The 17,391-nt window shown below is 39.5% G+C and carries 15 protein-coding genes; 14 read left to right on the forward strand and 1 reads right to left on the reverse strand.

The window, feature by feature from the left end; genetic code table 11:
* Positions 1-8 precede the first annotated feature (8 nt).
* From J4861_RS04415 to J4861_RS04425, 3 genes are all read left to right on the forward strand, one after another.
* Positions 9-959 (forward strand): phosphoribosylaminoimidazolesuccinocarboxamide synthase, encoded by a 951-nt coding sequence (locus J4861_RS04415; RefSeq protein WP_211815946.1) that lies wholly within the window; start codon positions 9-11, stop codon positions 957-959.
* Between the two features lie 132 nt (positions 960-1,091).
* Positions 1,092-1,826, forward strand: a complete 735-nt coding sequence (ubiE, locus tag J4861_RS04420) for a bifunctional demethylmenaquinone methyltransferase/2-methoxy-6-polyprenyl-1,4-benzoquinol methylase UbiE (RefSeq protein ID WP_013265560.1) — start codon at positions 1,092-1,094, stop codon at positions 1,824-1,826.
* 240 nt (positions 1,827-2,066) lie between these two features.
* Positions 2,067-2,819: a shikimate dehydrogenase family protein gene (locus tag J4861_RS04425; RefSeq protein ID WP_211813308.1), complete on the forward strand. Its 753-nt coding sequence runs from the start codon at positions 2,067-2,069 to the stop codon at positions 2,817-2,819.
* 520 nt (positions 2,820-3,339) lie between these two features.
* Here J4861_RS04425 and J4861_RS04430 read toward each other — a convergent pair.
* Positions 3,340-4,425, reverse strand: a complete 1,086-nt coding sequence (locus J4861_RS04430; RefSeq protein ID WP_211815947.1) for a 4Fe-4S binding protein — start codon at positions 4,423-4,425, stop codon at positions 3,340-3,342.
* 246 nt (positions 4,426-4,671) lie between these two features.
* Between J4861_RS04430 and gcvT the strand changes: the two genes are divergently transcribed.
* The 11 genes from gcvT to J4861_RS04485 all read left to right on the forward strand — a co-directional run bounded on the left by gcvT (position 4,672) and on the right by J4861_RS04485 (position 17,205).
* A complete protein-coding gene (gene gcvT / locus J4861_RS04435) occupies positions 4,672-5,757 on the forward strand; it encodes a glycine cleavage system aminomethyltransferase GcvT (RefSeq protein WP_211815948.1) in 1,086 nt (361 codons plus the stop codon).
* 38 nt (positions 5,758-5,795) lie between these two features.
* Complete coding sequence (gcvH, locus tag J4861_RS04440; protein ID WP_211794518.1) at positions 5,796-6,176, forward strand: glycine cleavage system protein GcvH; 381 nt, start codon at positions 5,796-5,798, stop codon at positions 6,174-6,176.
* Between the two features lie 128 nt (positions 6,177-6,304).
* Positions 6,305-7,615, forward strand: coding sequence for an aminomethyl-transferring glycine dehydrogenase subunit GcvPA (gene gcvPA, locus J4861_RS04445; protein WP_211815949.1), 1,311 nt, complete (start codon positions 6,305-6,307; stop codon positions 7,613-7,615).
* A gap of 31 nt (positions 7,616-7,646) precedes the next feature.
* A complete protein-coding gene (gcvPB, locus tag J4861_RS04450) occupies positions 7,647-9,137 on the forward strand; it encodes an aminomethyl-transferring glycine dehydrogenase subunit GcvPB (protein ID WP_211815950.1) in 1,491 nt (496 codons plus the stop codon).
* A gap of 34 nt (positions 9,138-9,171) precedes the next feature.
* Positions 9,172-10,536 carry a dihydrolipoyl dehydrogenase gene (lpdA, locus tag J4861_RS04455; RefSeq protein ID WP_211815951.1) on the forward strand — a complete coding sequence of 455 codons (1,365 nt, stop codon included), beginning with the start codon at positions 9,172-9,174 and terminating at the stop codon, positions 10,534-10,536.
* Between the two features lie 701 nt (positions 10,537-11,237).
* Positions 11,238-11,456 (forward strand): hypothetical protein, encoded by a 219-nt coding sequence (locus J4861_RS13345; RefSeq protein ID WP_249110738.1) that lies wholly within the window; start codon positions 11,238-11,240, stop codon positions 11,454-11,456.
* A 42-nt stretch (positions 11,457-11,498) separates the two neighbouring features.
* Positions 11,499-13,286, forward strand: a complete 1,788-nt coding sequence (locus tag J4861_RS04465) for a fimbrillin family protein (protein ID WP_211815952.1) — start codon at positions 11,499-11,501, stop codon at positions 13,284-13,286.
* A gap of 272 nt (positions 13,287-13,558) precedes the next feature.
* Positions 13,559-14,005: an HU family DNA-binding protein gene (locus J4861_RS04470; RefSeq protein ID WP_211815953.1), complete on the forward strand. Its 447-nt coding sequence runs from the start codon at positions 13,559-13,561 to the stop codon at positions 14,003-14,005.
* A 575-nt stretch (positions 14,006-14,580) separates the two neighbouring features.
* A complete protein-coding gene (locus J4861_RS04475) occupies positions 14,581-15,186 on the forward strand; it encodes a riboflavin synthase (protein ID WP_211815954.1) in 606 nt (201 codons plus the stop codon).
* Between the two features lie 251 nt (positions 15,187-15,437).
* Complete coding sequence (locus tag J4861_RS04480) at positions 15,438-16,520, forward strand: sensor histidine kinase (RefSeq protein ID WP_211815955.1); 1,083 nt, start codon at positions 15,438-15,440, stop codon at positions 16,518-16,520.
* Positions 16,495-17,205 carry a LytR/AlgR family response regulator transcription factor gene (locus tag J4861_RS04485; protein ID WP_211815956.1) on the forward strand — a complete coding sequence of 237 codons (711 nt, stop codon included), beginning with the start codon at positions 16,495-16,497 and terminating at the stop codon, positions 17,203-17,205. Before J4861_RS04480 ends, J4861_RS04485 begins: the two co-directional genes overlap by 26 nt.
* Positions 17,206-17,391 lie beyond the last annotated feature (186 nt).

A 17,391-nucleotide genomic window follows, 5' to 3' on the forward strand; every position in this document is an offset into this window, starting at 1 on the left:
TAAAAACAATGAAAGCATTAACAAAAACTGAATTCCATTTCGATGGACAGAAGAGTGTGTATCACGGCAAAGTACGTGATGTGTATGACATCAACGACGATCTTATCGTCATGGTAGCTACCGACCGAATCTCAGCATTCGATGTTGTACTACCTAAAGGAATACCGTTCAAAGGACAGGTTTTGAACCAGATTGCTGCCAAGTTCCTTGACCTGACAACAGACATCTGTCCTAACTGGAAGTTGGCTACTCCTGATCCAATGGTAACCGTTGGTCTGAAGTGTGAAGGCTTTCGTGTTGAAATGATTATCCGTTCAATCCTTACAGGTTCTGCATGGCGTGCCTACAAGGACGGATGTCGCGAGATTTGTGGCGTAAAACTCCCTGATGGTATGCGTGAGAACGAGCGTTTCCCAGAGCCAATCGTAACTCCAACTACTAAGGCTGACGAAGGTCACGACATGAACATCTCTAAGGAAGAGATTATTGAGCAGGGTATTGTTTCTGCAGAAGACTATGCAATCATCGAAGACTGGACACGCAAACTCTTTGCACGTGGTCAGGAGATTGCTGCAAAGCAGGGCTTGATACTCGTTGATACAAAGTATGAGTTCGGTAAGCGTGATGGTCAGTGCTACCTCATTGATGAGATTCACACACCAGACTCAAGCCGCTACTTCTATGCAGAAGGTTACGAGGAGAAATTTGAGAAGGGCGAACCACAGAAGCAGCTTTCTAAGGAATTCCTTCGTCAGTGGCTTATCGAACACAACTTTATGAATGAGCCAGGACAGACAATGCCTGAGATTACAGATGAATATGCTGAGACAGTTAGCGACCGTTATATCGAGCTTTACGAGCATATCACAGGCGAGAAGTTTGACAAGGCTGTTGAAGATGGTGATATTGCTGCACGTATCGAGAAGAATGTAAAGCAGTATCTGGCTTCAAGAAAGTAAAATGATAAATACTAATTCATAATTCTAAGTTCTTAAATTTGATTAGAACTATTCGCTGACAAACAGCATAACATCAAAGAATAGTAATCATTATTATGAATTTAGAATTATGAATTATGAATTAAAAGAATTATGTACGAGCAGGAAAAGATTAAGCCCTATGATGGAGAGGGCGAGAAAGGAAAACTAATAGAAGAAATGTTTGATAACATCGCACCAACTTACGACACCCTAAATCATCGACTTTCTGGAAATATTGATAAGGGATGGCGTAAGAAAGCTATTCGTCAGTTGCAGCCTTTCCGTCCAAAGCAGATGCTTGACATTGCTACAGGTACTGGCGACTTTGCCATTCTTGCAGCCAAAGAGCTGAAGCCAGAACATCTTATCGGTGCAGATATTTCTGAAGGTATGATGGCTATCGGTCGTGAGAAGGTAAAAGCTGCAGGACTGAGTGACGTCATTTCTTTCCAGAAGGAAGACTGTCTTAACCTTTCTTTTCCTGACAATACGTTTGATGCTGTGACAGCAGCATTCGGTATTCGTAACTTCCAGAACCTCGACAAAGGACTTGCCGAGATTTGTCGTGTACTGAAGAAGGGCGGACATCTAAGCATAGTAGAACTGACAACGCCTGTTAAGTTCCCTATGAAACAACTTTTCCGCATCTATTCTAACACATTCTTGCTGAACTATGCTAAGTTTATCTCAAAAGATAAAAGTGCATACGAATACCTTAACAAGACTGTTGAGGCTTTCCCACAAGGCGAAAAGATGATGGAGATATTCCAAAAAGCAGGCTTTGCGAAAAGCTCTTTCCGCCGATTGACATTCGGTATCTGTACAATGTATTTTGCAGAGAAATAAGATTCTTCTGAGATATTGACTTACAAAACCTAATAAGATAAGGGGACATTATTAAACATACTATCATAATAGTTTTGATTTCGTTTTCCTGTCACATTTAACACTTTGCATTAAACTACTGTAATACAGAATATTAAGCAACTAATCAGAATGACAGAAGTGACAGGAAAGTTCGTTTGTAAGTGGAATATCGTTCGACGCAACGGATGAATTAAATAATTTATAGAACAAGGTTAAGATATGGACAAGTACGGACTAATTGGCTACCCATTAGGGCACTCTTTCTCTATTGGCTATTTCAATGAGAAATTCGAGAACGAACACATCAATGCCCAATATATCAACTTTGAAATTCCATCAATAGAGGATTTCAAAGAGGTTGTTGATGCTAATCCTCAATTACGTGGACTGAATGTGACCATTCCTTATAAGGAGCAGGTAATTCCTTATCTTGATAGTCTTAGTCCAGAAGCTAAAGCTATTGGCGCTGTAAATGTTATTCGTGTCACCCACAAAGGCAATAAAACAATACTTAAAGGCTTCAATAGTGATGTGATTGGCTTCACACGTAGCATTGAACCTTTACTTGAACGCCACCATAAAAAGGCGCTTATCCTCGGCACTGGTGGTGCATCGAAGGCTATCAACTATGGACTAAAGTCGCTCGGACTGGAAACGAAGTTCGTATCACGTACGAAACGAGCTGATGTCTTCACCTACGAAGAAATAACTCCTGAGATTATTCGTGAGTATAATGTGATTGTTAATTGTACTCCACTCGGCATGTACCCCAATACGGAGGTATGCCCATCACTTCCATACGAGGCTATGGACAGCCACACACTACTCTACGACCTACTATACAACCCTGATGAAACCTTATTTATGGCAAAGGGTCGTGAGCATGGAGCTATTGTAAAAAATGGTCTTGAAATGCTTCTTCTACAGGCTTTCGCAAGCTGGGAGTTTTGGGAAGGAGAAGAACAGAAATAAAACTGATTCATCCGAAATATGGAGTGATAAACTAAAGCCCTTACATAATAAGGTAAACCTTATCACTCTAAATTACTGAAGACCCATAAAACTTTCTGAAAGGAGATGAGGAATAAGGAGGAAAGATTAAGCACATCTTTCCTCCTTATTTTATATACGGCAAACACATCGTCAACTCCCCTACCCATTTGAAGAGAGGTTGATATAAGAGTATTTGTCCTAATTTTTCACTCCAGACTTTTAAGAATATGCTCTTTTAGCTTCTAAAAGACGCCCAATAAGCTTGCAAAAGGTGCCCTTTTGAGGGCTTACTAACGCCCTTTTGAAGTCCAACTAAGCACCTTTTCCTTTCGAATTTTACAAGTATCTGACTCTCTGCGTGTTACAAGCGTATAAAAAAGAGGTGATTTTTGACCATCCAAAGGGGGAAATTAGCAATCTAATGTCAATATTTTTCACAACGGATACATATTCCCAACCTATTTACTTAAAGATGAATGCGGGCTGTTTTATTCCTACACTACACCCACTTTGTAACCTTAGTTGTAGGCAACTTTAATAGACTTCCCATTGGACAGACAAAGCGACAATAAGGACGTGGCACAAAGAATGACAGCAAGATAAACACAACAGCTATCAGAATAATTACCCAAGCTGCTGATTTGAATATAAAAGCTACAAACAATTCATAATCCATCCACTGTGACCAGACACCTGCAAGCATCAAGATCATTAACACCCAAAACAATAGTTTACGGAAATGTTCAAGATATTGTACCGTCTGTTTGCTCATCTTCAACTTATTATGATTTGTCATTCCCGCCAACTCTTGTACAGAGCCTAACGGACAAACATGTGTACAGTAGTAATTCTTCTTACCAAAAAGGGGATAAATGAAGGCTGTTATCAACATAATGATAGGAATCAATGATATCCATACATTCATACCACCAGACATGAAATCAACAAGAACAGACCATGAAATGAATGTTCCTCCCCAAAGGCCTAAAACCACAAAGTTCAATAAGAGCTGGAAGATACGATAACGCTTGTTCTTAACAAACAATGGAATAATAGCTGCCATAAGAACAACAATAAAACCAATTATCGTCTTTGCTCGTAAGTCAAGTCTATCGAAGAACGAAGTCTCTTTCACATTCTTAGCCGCATACTGTAAACCAGCCTTCATGTTTCCAATAATAGCATTTGAAGAGTAAGTTGCTCCTGTTACGCCGTCAACCTTCATAGCCAACGCCTGCTCGGTCGTTTTACCATTCCACCGATTTAATAATTCACTGGCTTCTTGGAAGAATTCGGGGGTCTCAGAATTATGTAATGCCTTTACCTGTTGAACTTTTCCTTTCTTAAGATAAATCTCTAAAGGGACAGCACCTCCAAATCCCTTCACATCCTTTGCTAAATAAGTGGTATTGATAACAACCCTACCATCATCTAATGTACGAAGGGTATCTATCTTATTTTTTGCCTCTTTTTTATCGTTACTGAACACACGATTACCCAATAGTTTTCCATCACGTTGTACTGCCGCAACTGCCAAAACCAATATGCAGGCTAATAACAAAAATAATTGTTGTAGTTTCTTCATTAAACTGATACATCTTTTTATTCTGGGAAATGCAAAAATACAAATAAATATCGAAATCAACCTAATGAGATATACACATAATTGAACTTTTTTATACTTTAACTTTATTAACATCAAAATATTAGATTTTATTTTGCCTCTTCACGGCTTTTTCCTATATTTGCAATCGGACTTAGCTAATAGGTCTACCTAAGCATATACTTACAAGCTACCAAACGAAGAACCAAACTTATAAACCTAAACAATATGACAAACAAAAGAACATGTCTATATGACAAACACGTAGCATTAGGCGCACTTATTACTCCTTTTGCAGGTTTTGATATGCCCATCCAATATACAGGAATTATTGATGAGCATAACGCAGTAAGAGAACATTGCGGAGTTTTTGATGTGTCTCACATGGGAGAGGTAATAGTATCAGGTCCCGATGCTGACAAGTTTATTAACCATATCTTCACAAATGACGTAAACGGACTTGCTGCGGGTAAGGTGCTTTACGGTATGATTTGCTATCCTGATGGTGGAGTTGTAGATGACACATGTATTTGTAAACTTGACGACCACTTGTATCTCATGACAATCAATGCTTCCAATATTGATAAGGACGTAGCATGGATTGAACAGAACGCAGAAGATTTCGATGTTGTTATTGAGAACAAGAGCGAAGCTTATGGTCAGTTAGCAATTCAAGGTCCAAAGGCTGAAAGCATGTTAGAAGATGTGCTCGGGCTTGCTTGCAAAGAATTGAAGTTCTATGAGGTTAAGCGCCTTCAGCAAGATGGTACTGAGGTTATCGTTTCTCGTACAGGATACACTGGAGAAGACGGTTTTGAAGTTTATGGCACACCAGAACATATCGTAAAGATATGGGATAAGTTGATTGAAGCTGGCGTAAAACCTTGCGGATTAGGCTGCCGAGACACCTTGCGTTTTGAGGTAGGAATGCCTCTATATGGCAATGAACTTTCTGATAAGATAACTCCAGTCATGGCTGGTTTATCAATGTTCGTGAAGTTTGATAAAGAAGAGTTTATCGGAAAGGAAGCCCTTTTGAAACAAAAGACAGAAGGTGTCAGCCAGCGTCTCCGTGGTATTGAGTTAGACGATAATGCTATTCCTCGTCATGGATACAAGGTTCTAAAAGATGGTGTAGAAGTTGGTGAAGTCACCACGGGCTACCACCTCATCTCTGTTGATAAGAGTTGTGCTGTCGCATTGGTAGATGCTTCCGTTCAGATGGGTGATAGACTTGAGATCCAAATCCGTAAGAAGACTTTCCCTGGCACTGTTGTTAAGAAGAAATTCTATGAGAATCACTATAAGAAATAAAATCTATAAAGCTAATAAACAATCAAAAAAATAATATTATGGCAAAAGTAATTGAAGGACTCTATTATTCAGAGTCACATGAGTTCGTGAAAGTAGTTGGCAGTGTTGGCTATATTGGTATTACCGATTATGCACAGCACGCTTTAGGTAACATCGTATATGTTGATATGCCAGATGTAGACGATGACATTGAAGTAGACGAAGATTTCGGTGCTATCGAGAGTGTTAAAGCTGCTTCAGACCTCAAGTCTCCAGTCTCAGGTAAGGTTATCGAAGTTAATGAGGCATTGGAAGATGAACCAGACTTGCTCAATAAAGATGCATACGAAAACTGGATTATAAAAGTTGAACTTACAGATACTGCAGAGCTGAAGAATCTTATGGATGCTAAAGCTTACGAAGAATTCTGTGCAGAATAAAGTTCTACGAAATAAATATATGGGCGTTTATAAGTGCAAATAGGTGATGATAGAAAAGCCTATCATCGCTTATAAACGCTTATTTATATTTATATCAGTCTACTACTAACCTATTCAATCCTAAACAAATGATTCATAAGTTTTTACCTCACACAGGTGAGGATATACAACAGATGCTTGACCGTATTGGCATAAAGAAGCTTGAAGACCTATATGCTGAAGTACCTGAGAGCATCCGTTTCAAGGGAGATTATGATATTCCTGAGACGATGAGCGAGTTAGAAATACGCGCTTTCTTTGAGAAACTTGGACAAAAGAATGATAAGCTTACTTGCTTCGCAGGTGGAGGAGTATATGACCACTATGCACCAAGTGTTATTCAGAATCTTCTCAGTCGTTCGGAGTTTCTTACATCATATACCCCCTATCAAGCTGAAATATCACAAGGAACACTCCATTATATCTTTGAGTTCCAAAGTATGATGGCTGAACTTACTGGTATGGATATTGCCAACGCTTCTATGTATGAAGGCACTACAGCAACAGCTGAGGCTATGATGGTGGCTTTCGATAATGCAAAGAAGGCTGACACTGTATTATATTCTGAGACCTTATGCAAGAATGTCATTGGTGTATTAAAGACTTACGCACATTTCCATGGCATCAAACTCAAGGCTATCAAGGCGGTTGATGGTGAGACTTCACACGAAGACTTAAAGAACCAATTACAGGCAGGTGGTGTGGCTGGAGTTATCGTACAACAGCCTAATCGACATGGTATTATTGAAGACTTTACAGGCTTTGCCGATACTTGTCATGAAGAAAAGGCATTGTTCATTATTAACAGTGTTGCAGCTGACCTTGCTTTATTAAAGACACCAGGAGAATGGGGTGCAGACATTGCTATAGGCGATATTCAGAGTCTTGGGCTTCCAATGGCATTTGGTGGACCATACGCTGGCTACATGTGTTCAACTGAAAAGCTAATGCGTAAGCTCCCTGGTCGTATCGTGGGTAAGACATGTGATAGCCGTGGACAGCGTGTATTCGCACTGACCCTACAAGCACGTGAGCAGCATATTCGCCGTCAGAAAGCAACGTCAAACATCTGTTCTAACCAAAGTTTGATGGCACTTTATGCCACTATCTACATGAGTATGATGGGAAAAGAGGGTATAAAGGAAGCAGCACAGATAGGCTATGATGGTGCACATTACCTTTGCGAACAACTCCTTAGTACAGGTAAAGTTAAGCTTGTTCACAACAAGCCTTTCTTTAATGAGTTCCTTATTCAAATGGAGGAACGCGACACCTTCTTCGACAAGGCTATCAAACAGGGCATTCTCCCAGGTATCAAGGTTGATGATGACAAACTCCTTATTGCCGTTACAGAGAAACGTACGAAAGAGGAGATTGATACACTCGTCGGATTATTATAGTCACACAAAGTTTTTCTAAATCTACGCAACAATGAATAATAAACTATATGGCAATCTGATATTTGAGTTGTCACATCCAGGAAGACGTGCTTACAGCCTCCCTGAGAATCGTTTTGGGCATCATCCTTTACCCGACTTCTGCAAACGAGAGAAAGATGCAGAGCTACCAGAATGTGATGAGATGACGGTTGTACGTCATTATACTAATCATAGTGAGAATAACTTTGGCGTTGATAATGGTTTCTATCCTTTAGGCTCTTGTACGATGAAGTACAATCCTGTCATCAACGAAGAGATAGCTTCAATGCCATGCTTTACAACCCTTCACCCCCACCAACCTATTGAAACAGTCCAAGGTGCACTGGAGGTTGAATACAATATTCAACGTGCTCTTGCTTCTATTACGGGTATGGCAGAAGTCACGCTTAACCCATACGCTGGTGCGCATGGCGAGTTAACAGGTTTGATACTCATAGCATCTTACCATCAACAGCGTGGTGACACAAAGCGAACAAAGGTTATCGTACCTGACTCTGCTCATGGTACTAACCCTGCCTCTGCTGCTGTTTGTGGTTTAGAGATTGTGGAAGTAAAGAGTACAGCTGAGGGACTTGTTGATGTCAACGACTTAAAACCGCTCTTGGGTGATGACATTGCGGGCATGATGATGACCAATCCTAACACCTTAGGTCTCTTTGAGAAAGATATTCCAGAGATTGCTAAGCTCATACATGACTGCGGCGGTCTGCTATACTATGATGGTGCCAACCTCAATCCACTATTAGGTGCAGCACGTCCTGGAGACATGGGATTTGATGTTATTCACCTCAATCTACACAAGACATTCTCTACACCACATGGTGGAGGTGGCCCTGGTGCTGGTCCTGTCGGTGTCGGTGAGAAACTAATTCCATTCCTACCAAAGCCACATGTAAAGAAGACGAAGGATGGTTTTGTTATTGACAATCCAGATACGACAGGAGAATTCTCATCTGATAATATTCGTATTAGTGGTTACTTAGGCAATTTCCTCGTTATTCTTCGTGCCTACACTTATATACTCACACTTGGCAAGAAGCATCTCAAGGAGGTTGGACCATTTGCAACTCTAAATGCGAACTATATCAAGGAATGTCTAAAGGATGATTACGAACTTCCTATTGACACACTTTGTAAACACGAGTTTGTATTCGATGGCTTGAAAGATAAGAGTACCGGTGTAACAACAATGGATGTTGCCAAACGCCTACTCGATTATGGCTATCATGCTCCAACAATATATTTCCCACTTCTGTTCCATGAGGCTATGATGATTGAACCAACAGAAACAGAAAGTAAGGACACTATTGATGGATTTATAGAGGTGATGCATACCATTGCAAAAGAGGCTCTTGAGAACCCAGAGCTTGTTAAGGGAGCACCATACAACACACCTATTGGACGTGTAGATGATGTCCTTGCAGCTAAGCATCCAATCCTGACTTATCGTCAGCTTGTCAACGACGTAGAGGAGAATGTATAGCGTATCTCCACAGTAACTCTATAAGAGATTGAATATGAAAAAGACAAATCTATTAATAATCGGTTCGGGACCTGGTGGTTACCGAACCGCTTCCTATGCTGCTCAGAGTGGTTTGGAAGTGACAATCATTGAGAAAGCACAGCCTGGTGGAACCTGTTTGAATGCTGGTTGTATTCCTACGAAATGCCTTGCACATGATGCTGAGCTGCGCCTTACGACTTCTTCTCTTTACGAAACGACTCCCCCACTCGATTTTGCGAAGGTAATGGAGAGGAAAGAAGGAGTTATCAATCAACTTAGAGAGGGCGTAAGCACTTTACTTAGTCAGCCTGGTATAGACTTTATTATAGGTGAGGCTCGTTTCGTTTCTGACCATGTTGTTGAAGTAAATGGCGAACAAATAGAGGCTGAGCATATCATCATTGCGACTGGTTCACGTTCAAAGATACCACCTTTCATGAGTGAAGAAGACTTCTTGAGCCAGTCTGAAACAGCACAAAACATTGTCACATCCACGGAATTACTTTCTATTGCGAAAGTTCCTAACCGCCTCACAATCATTGGGGCAGGAGTTATCGGAATGGAATTTGCTTCAGCTTTCTCAGCTTTCGGTAGTGAAGTAACAGTTATCGAGTTTATGAAGGAATGCCTCCCTCCTATTGATAGCGATATAGCTAAACGCTTAAGAAAGACATTAGAGAAAAGAGGTGTGACCTTCTACATGCAGAGTGCAGTAAAACAAATCCTATCACCTGCAGAGAGTGGACAGGAGTATACAACAGTTGTATTCGATAAAAAGGGTAAAGAAGATAGAATTGATACCGACCTTGTATTGATTGCTACTGGTCGTCAAGCTAACTTCGACAATATCGGTATTGAATCGACTGGCATAGAAGTAAACGCAAAGGGTATTGTTGTCAATGACAATATGGAAACAAATGTGAAGGGTGTATATGCTATCGGTGACGTCAATGCACGCCAAATGTTAGCGCATGCAGCAACCTTCCAAGGCTTCCGCGCTGTCAATCATATTCTTGGAAAAGACGATAACATTCGACTTAATATCATGCCATCTGCAATCTTTACATATCCAGAAGCAGCCTGCGTAGGTAAGACTGAAGACCAGTGTAAAGCTGAGGATATCAAGTACTCTACTCGAAAAGGTTTCTATCGCGCCAATGGTAAGGCTTTAAGCATGGAAGAAACTGAAGGCATGATAAAGGTGCTAATAGCTGAAGATGGCTCTATATTGGGCGCACACTGCTATGGTGCTCACTCTGCTGACCTTATTCAAGAAATTGCAGCTTTGATGAACTGTGATGCTAAACTGGATAAGATACGCGACATCATTCATATCCATCCAACGTTGAGTGAGATTCTGCAAGATGCACTCCTTTAAAATAAAAAATCGGTTCATTAGAACACAATGTTTATTCTTGTTGTTAAGTTAATAACTATACAAAACCTATTTAGGTTCTAATGGACCGATTTAAGTTAAAGGTAAAAAGAGAAAGTTACCCTGTTACTATATCCTTCAGTCTCCTTATTCTGTCTTTCTACTTCTCCTTTTCTCGGTTATTCTGTCTAATTTCAATATTTCCGCAAGATTTCCTTGCCAATTCTAAAAAGATGTTTTACCTTTGCAGCCGTGAAACAATTAGCAATGACATATCCAGCCAATCCAGCACAGCAAAGAAACTTTGATTTCTTTGCCTTTTTAGTGCTTTATATTTGGTAGTTTCAGATATTTTGCTAACACACACACACACACACACAGGCGCACCTAGCGTTTAATCATACTTTTTTTCTTCCAGCCTACGCGCGCGCGAAGCGTGCCGTAACGCTTGTAAACAAAGGACTTCACGGAGTTTCCTTTGTTCGCTTTTTTGTGCCCTTTTTGAAGACCGCTAAAACGCAAAATATAGCAATTTTTTCGAGTATAAAATCAAACTTACATAGTGCCACAGAGCATCAGGAGGAGGAGATAATTCATTGTTTTAACAACTTTTCTTATGCTTTCGTCTCTCTCTTGAACTCTGTGACACGAAGTAAAGCAAGTGAGAATCATTAATAATAACTATTTTTTAATCAATTAAAGCAATGAGAAAAAAGAAAGATTATGAACGACCCGAGTGTAACGTTCACGAAATGGAGACAGAAACATTTATCTGTACATCTGTCACTCCCAATGCAAGTGCCTCACAACATCAATGGAGCTATGATGATAAGGGCGTACATGAAGTAGGATCTATTCTTCTAGGAGATGAAACGACTGTTGCTCCAGCTAAAAGAAACTATTTTGAAGAGGATGAAGACTAAAGGACCCTCTTTGCAGAAATCACTAATTAAAAAGAACGAACAATGAAGAAACAAACGATTTTATCAAGTATCTTAGGCATCGTTTTGCTGGCATTGACAGCATGTAGCAACAATGATGAGAATGCTATTGAAAATGGAAAAGTTGATGTTGCGCAAAGAATAGAGTTTAAAGTAAACTTTGCCGATTATAATACCGAACAAAGTGTAAACGTAACTCGTGCACCCAAAGAGGATATTAAACTCGCGAAGAGTGATATAGACCTTGGTAATGGTATTGTTGCAGAATGCACTTTGCAACGTGATACCGTTAAACAAGAACATGCCCCACGCACACGTGCCTTATATAGTACTTTCGCATACACTATGCTGGCATTTGATGCCTCAACTCATGCTTACAAGGGCAGCGTAACAGGAAGCGTAACTTATAGTGGTGGTAATTGGGATTTTACCCCGACCTCTTCTAATGAAAGCATAAGTCTTACTCCAGGTACTTACGACTTTGTCCTCTATAATGACAAGGTGACACGTAGCGGTAATAATCTTACCGTAACTCAAGCAAACGCAGCTGATGCATGGATAGGACGCACAACACAGGTGATTACCGCTACTCCTAGAAAGCAAAAGGTTGCATTTACAATGAAACATGCAGGGGCCGTAGTTAAAATTCGATTAGAAGGGTATGGCGAGTTTGATATGGCAAATACCACTGGCGTACTTTCTTCTATAAATAGCACAGCTATCCCTAGTTCTGCCGTATATGATGCTGCTAACGATTCTTGGACTATGGGAACAGGTACAGCAGTATCATCTAATACAACATTCTCGTCTACTTTGGGTGAGATGGATCCATGGGCTAGTAATACTCTGGTTTATCGTGCTATCAGCAGTGAGATTGCCTTTCTTCCATCAACAGATGTCTCAAAGTTAAAATTCACGTTTACCAATGGTAAATATTATAATCTCAATTTAGCAGGTGCAGGACTTATTTTCAATCCTGCCTCTCCATTAAAGTTAGATAAAAATGGCTCTTATATACTTAATATTAAGTTGAAAAAGAATTTTATTTATCTGATGAGTGATGGAACAAGAGGCTTCTTTAAAGATACCACCTATGGTGGAGGGACAAAGACACCTATTGCTGTTGTTGTAAGTCGTAGCAAGCATTTGGCTATCGCTCTAACTGATGCTAATAACGGAAATCCATGTGACTGGTGTTCTACTGGATCTACGTATACATCAACCCCTTACAATAAGAGTGCCGTAGGTAAAAATACGTTTGACCAAACTTCCTTATATAATGGTTATTCTGAAACTTGGGATGCCTCTGCTAGTACAGATAATGTGACCGTAAAGGGAACAAGTAGTGATTTCCCTGCTTTCAAAGCAGCCGCAGAATATACTCCGACTTTACCGGCAGGAGTACAACTCACAGGAAAGATGGTAGGTAAAAAATGGTTTTTACCATCTTTAGGAGAATGGAAACTTGCTTGTTTTGAGTTAGGGGGTAATGATGATTCTTCAGGTATGCAGAATTATCAAACAGGTATTGGACATCTTCAAGGATACTATTCTTGGTGGTATGATCTTTTAGCAACAGAAGCTTTTACACAAGTAGGTGGGACTTCCTTCACGGAAGATCCTAGAGTATCACAGCCTGTTAGCGACTATTATTGGTCTAGTTCTGAAAGTAGTGAGAATGGTTCATTTTATTATCCTTGCACGATTTATGGTGTCCTTCATGGTTTCAGATGGTATTGGGCAGGTTATAACGGTAATACAACTGGTAGTACGCTGCTTCATGTCCGCCCTTTCATTCATTATGACGAATAGTCAATCAGGGGTATACTGCTTGTAAAAAAGAAGCATGCGGACAGCGGAAAATTTATATACGGTTCCCCGTAAATTTATATACGGTTAGAAATTTACGGGGAAGCGGTTAGAAATAAATTTATATCAAATAAAAATTTTCGGCTAACCGTATATAATTTTTTCTTTGACCTTTGGGCTTTGAATTTTGACCTTTGAATATTGTTTTTTTGAGCATTAAGAAGTGCTGCAAAGTACAGTACGATAATAATTAATAATTTAAATCTTATAACCAAATGAAAATCAAAATGGTTCAGCGGAAGAATCCGCAAAAGAAATCGGAAGTGAAGTATTATGCTAGTCCTGTCAATGCTGGTAAGAAGACCCTACGGGATATTGCGCACGACATTGCGGGGCGTTCTTCGTTGACACGTGGTGATATCGAAAACGTGCTGGCAAACTTTATTGATTGCCTGCCTCATTACCTCCGCGATGGTTTTAGTGTACAGCTGGGCGAGTTTGGCACGATGCGCCTGACACTTTCAAGCGAGGGGGCTGCGACGGTAAAGGCTTTTAAGATAGAGACTATCAAGCCACGCGTAACATTTACGCCAGGTGTGGAACTAAAGGCCGCTTTGCGCGAAAACTCGTATGAGACGGTGAAGGAGGAAAACTCTAATTCAAAAACCTCTCATAAAGACAAGAAAGGCGGAGAGAATCCTGGACCTGTGCCAGAAGACTAAAAGAAGCGTTGACTGATTGGTCAAGGATAAACGAAAAAGAGTTCGCGAACAAATCGGAAATTGTTCGCGAACAATTTTCGGTAGAGAAATGAGGAGATTTGCCTCCAGAAGTAAATACTTTTAAGTATAAAATGTTTGGAGGATAAAAATCTTTATACTAACTTTGCAGACAGAAAGGATACAGATTTAGTCGTATCGATTCGATTGGGATAGTCATCAAATAAATTAGAAAACCCGAGATGACTTCTTTTGTTAATGGCGGGCCACATAAATCGCATTTCAGCGACTAAGCCGCAAGGTCAGTGGATTACAAAGACGAGGAGCTCTCTTATCATTGATACTCGGACTTTTCATCACATCGTCGATACGACTTTTCTAATTCCCATTTCTTTAAAGAAGAGGGATTGAGGTGGGGTTTCCAAGTGATTCCCCACCTTTTTCAATTATTCAAGCGTATAGTAATTATGTAAAACTTAACCTCCTATAAGTAGCCTGTGAAGTTATAAAAGATTAGCTATCAGAACTTATACCATCATTTAGGCTTTCTTAAAGGGGATAATAAAAGAAATTTAGCAATGTTCTCAGGAATTGTAGAAGAGATGGCAATCCTTAGAGGGATTGAACATGAACAGGAGAATATCCATTTCACTTTTCAATGTTCATTTACAAAGGAATTGAAGATTGACCAAAGTATTGCACACAATGGAGTGTGCCTTACAGTCGTTCGCTTCCAAGACGATACCTATACGGTGACAGCCATGAAGGAAACCCTTGACCGCTCGAACTTAGGCTTACTCAAAGTGGGGGATCGTGTGAATATAGAACGTTCAATGATTATGAACGGTAGATTAGATGGACACATCGTACAAGGTCACGTTGATCAAACAGCTAAGTGTGTTAATATGGAAGATGCAGATGGTAGTACCTATTTCACCTTCGAATATCCGTGCAACCGAGAGATGGCACAACGTGGCTATTTCACTGTTGATAAAGGGTCAGTTACGGTCAATGGTGTCTCACTGACTGTTTGCGAACCAACAGATAACAGCTTTAAGGTAGCCATCATTCCTTACACACGAGAGAATACCAATTTTGCTGACATTCATATTGGCACTGTGGTAAACCTCGAGTTTGACATTCTTGGCAAATATATAGCACGCTTAAACAGCTTTACAAAATAGATATTGTAAATATTTATTGTCATAGCATCTAACAACTCTAAACAACATAGGAAATAGAGTAAAAAAAGCTATTTCAGTGTTGGTTAGGGTTGTTTTATTATAAAAATAAGTTAATTAAAAACCTTTTGTATATACATAACAATAGGTTAATGTAAAAAAAACTCACATATTCAATCAATACATTTTATTTTACAAAAAGTTTTATTACCTTTGTTTGCAGATATAGTTGTAAAGACAAATAAAAGTAATAAATGAGGAAACAAACAGACATATTTAAGAGCTTTTGGAACCAAATTATCATTTGGCTTCCGCTTTTCCTCATACCCATTTTGTACGCTCCGCAAGGACATACATCATGGCAAAACGACTTATCGATATATATCATTCCCCTTTCAATGATGGCAGTTGCATATACCAATTATTTTGTACTTGCCCCCATGTTATTAAAGGGACGGAAGAAAGAGTTTTGGGTAATCAATACACTGCTCATCCTTTTCTTATCTATTGTACAGCACGAATGGTTATACTACATCTCAGGTGACCAAAACCTGATGACTTATCCATACCAAATCTTTGTAGAAAACAAAGAGGACAAGTACGTATACCCACACATCTTTTTTATTATACGCAATGTCTTTAACCTAAGTATCTGTGCTGGTGTTGCAACATCGATACTGATGGCACAGCGTTGGTCAAAGGCTGAAAAGGAAAAGCGTGAGGCAGAAACAGCAATGACAAAAGCCGAGTTGGTAAACTTACGTCAGCAAGTCAACCCACACTTTTTACTCAACACAATGAATAATATCTATGCGCTGACAGCTTTCGATACAGAAAAGGCGCAGAAGGCTATTATCGACCTTTCAAAGATGTTACGACATATTCTCTATGACAATCAGCAACCTTACGTATGTCTGGAGGAAGAAGTAGAGTTCTTACAAAACTATGTCGACTTGATGATGATACGCATACCAGAGAATGTAGAAATCAAACGCGAGTGTAACATCCCATCTAATTGTAACATCCATGTTGCGCCAATGATATTTATCTCATTGTTAGAGAATGCCTTTAAACATGGTATTAATCCAGAGCAAAAGAACTTTATTCACATAAAGTTAGATGCAAATAATGAGCAAATAATATTCTCCATACAAAACAGTAATAACCCAAAGGGAGAGGCAGAAAGGAACGGCCATGGCATAGGCCTCAAACAAGTAGAGCGCCGTCTTGAGCTTGCTTACCCTGGTAAGTACAAATGGGAGAAGGGATTTGATAGTAATAGAAATACATATTCATCTAAAATTATCATTTATGACACTAAACTGTATAATCATTGACGACGAACCTTTAGCAGCAGACTTGCTTGCGAGTTATGCAAAGAAAACACTCTTTTTGAACTTAATTGGTGTTTTTAATAGTGCTGTAGAAGGCGTAAAAGCGATCCGTGAGAATAGGGTTGACCTCATATTCTTAGATATACAGATGCCTGAACTTAGTGGACTGGAGTTTGCAAAGATTCTACCAAAGGAAACTAAGATTATTTTCACAACTGCATTCAGCCAATATGCTATCGATGGTTACAAGGCAAATGCAATTGATTATCTTATGAAGCCAATTAGCTATGATGACTTCTTAGCTGGTGCAAACAGAGCTTTAGACTGGTTCCAAAGTACCCGTCAGACAGAGAATGCGTCAAACGACCGCTTTATCTTTGTGAAGAGCGAGTACAAACTGGTTAAAATCATGTTTGATGACATTCTCTATATTGAAGGATTGAAGGACTATGTTAAGATCTATCTTGCTAACGACCATAAGCCAATCATGAGTCTAATGAACATGAAGAAGATTGAGGAGTCACTTCCTAAACCTGAATTCATGCGCATTCATCGCTCCTACATCGTACACATGAAGAAGATTGATGGCATTGATCGTTTCCGCGTTGTAATCGGAGATTCTACCCTCCCAATCTCAGATAGTTATAAAACCGCTCTTCAAGATTATCTTGATGGACATACATTATAAGCTTGAAAAAATAAAACAAACAAAATAATAAAGACACTAACTTCTATCTCCTTTGAAAGAAGAAAATAGAAGTTAGTGTCTTTTTTATGCTTTAAACCCATAGATAACTATATGGGTAAGAGAAGTCAAAAAGACGAAATGGATAGTGAAACTTATCCATTTCAAGACTCATATATATGTTTCTAC

This window comes from Prevotella melaninogenica, assembly GCF_018127925.1.
GTDB lineage: Bacteria > Bacteroidota > Bacteroidia > Bacteroidales > Bacteroidaceae > Prevotella > Prevotella melaninogenica_C.